The following is a 3,749-nucleotide window of genomic DNA, read 5'->3' on the forward strand; positions in this document are numbered from 1 at the left end:
CGAATGCGGTGTGTCAGCTACAGATCGTTCAACTGACCCACCGCCTTCGCGGGCAAGCCCGCTCCCACATTGGGATCCGGTTTCTCCAGTTATGCCCTAGAAGGTGATTTCCATATTCACCGTCGGCGTCGACGTGCGGCTACCTCGGCCGCCGTCCACCCCAAACTTGTTGTGCCAGTACTCGTAACCCACACCGAGATACAGGTTCGGCTTCACGTTTTTACCCGGCCGCACCGCCACCATCAGTGCACTGCGCACCAGCGCTTCGGGCGCAGTGTCGCGGCCGTGGTAGTCCTCGCCTTTCTCGCCGACGTAGTTGATGAACCCCTGGAATTTCGCCGCGTGGTTGGCGATTTCGAAGGGGCGCATCCAAGTCAGGTTGAGCATGTAGGTGTCGTCGAAGGTGTGGTTCGACTCTTGCGCGCCGGGAATGCCGGTGTGGTTCTTTTCCTTGTAGTACAGCAGGCTCAGGTCCAGCACGCCGATGGTGTTGAACTTCAAGGTCGGGCCGACCACCACCGCACGCTTTTTCGCCGAGGCGAAGTTGTTATTGCGGTTGGCATCGAAGCCCAGGGTCAGTGCGTAATCCTTGACCAGCCCCGTGCCCAACGGCACATCGAACACCCGTGACGCGTAAAGCTGGTGCCGATACACCGCGTACACCTCGCTACCGCCGTGATCGGTGCCCTTGCGTGGGTCACTGCTGTCGGACAGGAACACATCCAGGTTGAGAAAGTTGCTGCCGTACGTGTAGCCGCTGGCATGGGTGAAGCTGTAGATACGCTTGCTGAATTCGTCGGGGTTATTCGGATTGGTGAACTGTTGGCCGTAGCGGAATCCTACGCTGTTGTTCATCCATTCCACCGCGACAGCCTCCCCGCCGCCGAGGAGGGTGAGCAATACGGTTGCGCCGTGCAGTGCCTTTTTCATTGTTTTAATTCCTTTGGCGTTTGGCTCATGGCGACCTTGCAGGGGTCGCCGGGCGCAGTATCGACACAAGGATCGCGCACGCCAAAGAACAGAATCTCGCCTGGGCCGATGCCGAAACGGCAGCAGTCGGGCTGCCCTGGAAGTCAGGAAATACGCGGGGGTGCGGTCATTTCATCACGTTCGCGCAAGGCAATTTCCTCTCCCAGCAGATGCGCCAACGCTTGCACCGCCACTGGCAAGTCGCGGTCTTTGCGCGCATACACGCCCAGGTCGCTGAAGATTCCACCCTGGTCACTCAACGGGATATGCAGCAATTCGCCGCGTGCCAGGTCGGCCTCGATGCCGATGCGGGTCTGGAAGGCAATGCCCAATTGCTGGCGTGCCAACTGCCGGGCCAACTCCATGGAGTTGCTGTGCAGCAGCGCCTTGTTTGGCGCGGCACGCTTGTGCAGCGGGGCGATCAGATGATGCACCGACAGCTCGCTCTTGGCCTGGATCACCCCGTACTCGCAGCACTGCCCGTAGCTGACTTGGCTTTCACCCGCCAATGCGTGGGTCGGTGTCATCAGTGCGCCAAGACGGAAATGGCCGACACACAGTTGGGTGATTTCGCCGCTGCGGGGCAGGGCAAACGCCAGCCCCAAATCCGCCTGGCCATTGACCACCGCGCCGGGAATCGACTGCGAGCCTTGCACCGTGACGCCAATCGTCACCTTCGGATAACGCTCGCGCATGCGCTTGAGGGCGGCGGGCAGCAGCTCCACGGCGGCCCCTTCCACCGTGGCGATTTCCACATGGCCGGTCTGCACGCCATGCAAGCCATCCAGTTCACCACGCACCCGTTCCACGTCCTGCAACAACAGCGTGATGTGCCGCGTGAGGATTTCGCCGGCCGCCGTCACACGCAGGCCGCCCGGCAAACGCTCAAACAGCGTCGCGCCCATCTCATCTTCGAGCTTGAGGATCTGCCGGTTCACCGCCGACGACGCCACATTGAGGCGCCGTGCGGCCTCGCGGATCGAATGGCAGCGCCGCACCATGTCGAAGTAATAGATCGCCGGGGCGTGGATGCGCAGTTTGCGGTTGAGCATTTTTTTTCAGGTCCTTTTGCGCAGGTCTTCAGGCCGCGGGACAGGGCGGCTGAATGGATTTTTGTAACGAGGATTACAGGTCTGTTGTGGAATTGATTGTATACAACTCTATGGACATCCCGTGTTTCCTTTGCATACAGTGATTGCACAACAAAAACAGAGATCCCCCCACCATGACTATCCCGAAGGCGTCACCGCAGCGGCCTGAAGATGAAAATCTAGGCGTCGCCGCCAACATGGCTTACGGCCTGCAGCATGTCCTCACCATGTACGGTGGCATCGTTGCCGTACCGTTGATCGTCGGTCAGGCAGCCGGGTTGTCGCCGGCGGATATCGGCCTGTTGATCGCCGCGTCGCTGTTTGCCGGTGGCCTGGCCACCTTGTTGCAAACCTTGGGTTTACCGTTCTTTGGCTGTCAGTTGCCGTTGGTGCAGGGCGTGTCGTTTGCCGGTGTGGCCACCATGGTGGCGATCGTCGGCAGCGACGGCGCCGGCGGGGTGCCGGCGATTCTCGGGGCGGTGATGGCCGCGTCGTTTATCGGGCTGTTGATTACCCCGGTGTTCTCGCGAATAACCAAATTCTTCCCGCCCCTGGTGACCGGTATCGTCATCACCACCATCGGCCTGACCCTGATGCCCGTTGCGGCGCGCTGGGCGATGGGCGGCAACAGCCGCGCGGCGGATTTTGGCAGCATGTCCAACATCGGCCTGGCCGCATTGACCCTGATGCTGGTGTTGCTGTTGAGCAAGATCGGCAGCGCGACCATTTCCCGCCTGTCGATCCTGCTGGCGATGGTGATCGGCACCGTGATTGCTGTGTTCCTGGGCATGGCGGACTTCTCCGGGGTGACCCAGGGGCCAATGTTCGGTTTTCCTACGCCATTCCATTTCGGCATGCCAACCTTCCATGTGGCCGCGATCATTTCCATGTGCATCGTGGTGATGGTGACGCTGGTGGAAACCTCGGCGGATATCCTGGCGGTGGGCGAGATCATCGACACCAAGGTCGATTCCAAGCGCTTGGGTAACGGCTTGCGCGCCGACATGTTGTCGAGCATGTTCGCGCCGATCTTTGGTTCGTTCACCCAGAGCGCCTTTGCCCAGAACGTCGGCCTGGTGGCCGTTACCGGGGTGAAGAGTCGTTTTGTGGTGGCAACGGGCGGGTTGTTCCTGGTGATCCTCGGCCTGCTGCCCTTTATGGGCCGAGTGATCGCAGCGGTGCCGACCTCGGTGCTGGGCGGGGCGGGCATTGTGCTGTTTGGCACCGTGGCGGCCAGCGGTATCCGCACGCTGTCGAAGGTGGACTATCGCAACAACATGAACCTTATCATTGTCGCCACTTCCATCGGTTTTGGCATGATCCCGATTGCAGCACCGAGCTTCTATGATCACTTCCCGACATGGTTCGCCACCATTTTCCACTCTGGCATCAGCTCGTCCGCGATCATGGCGATCTTGCTGAACCTGGCGTTCAACCACTTCACCGCCGGTAACTCGGACCAGCAATCGGTGTTTGTGGCGGGGACGGAGCGCAGCTTGTGCTTCCACGATGTGGCCGCGTTGCGCGATGGGGATTACTTCCGGGGGGGCAAGCTGTTTGATGCCGAGGGTAAGGAGATTCCGTTGGTTGCGGATGTGCAGAAGCGGGCGGCGATACCTGAGGCAACCGAGGTCTAAAAATGTGGGAGCGGGCTTGCTCGCGAATGCGGAGTGTCAGTGAATACATCCT

Annotated in this window: 3 protein-coding genes; 1 reads left to right on the forward strand and 2 read right to left on the reverse strand. The window is 60.4% G+C overall.

Features of this window, described 5'->3' with window-relative positions; genetic code table 11:
• Positions 1-96: 96 nt before the first annotated feature.
• Together NUV89_RS28470 and NUV89_RS28475 are read right to left on the reverse strand one after the other, a co-directional pair.
• Entirely contained in the window at positions 97-930 is an 834-nt protein-coding gene (locus tag NUV89_RS28470; RefSeq protein ID WP_257783935.1) for a nucleoside-binding protein, read from the reverse strand.
• A 143-nt stretch (positions 931-1,073) separates the two neighbouring features.
• Positions 1,074-2,021, reverse strand: coding sequence for a LysR family transcriptional regulator (locus tag NUV89_RS28475; protein WP_257783936.1), 948 nt, complete (start codon positions 2,019-2,021; stop codon positions 1,074-1,076).
• A 173-nt stretch (positions 2,022-2,194) separates the two neighbouring features.
• Here NUV89_RS28475 and NUV89_RS28480 point away from each other — a divergent pair, with 173 nt between their 5' ends.
• Positions 2,195-3,697: a nucleobase:cation symporter-2 family protein gene (locus tag NUV89_RS28480; protein ID WP_257783937.1), complete on the forward strand. Its 1,503-nt coding sequence runs from the start codon at positions 2,195-2,197 to the stop codon at positions 3,695-3,697.
• Positions 3,698-3,749: the final 52 nt, after the last annotated feature.

The organism is Pseudomonas sp. 18.1.10, assembly GCF_024655625.1.
Lineage (GTDB): Bacteria > Pseudomonadota > Gammaproteobacteria > Pseudomonadales > Pseudomonadaceae > Aquipseudomonas.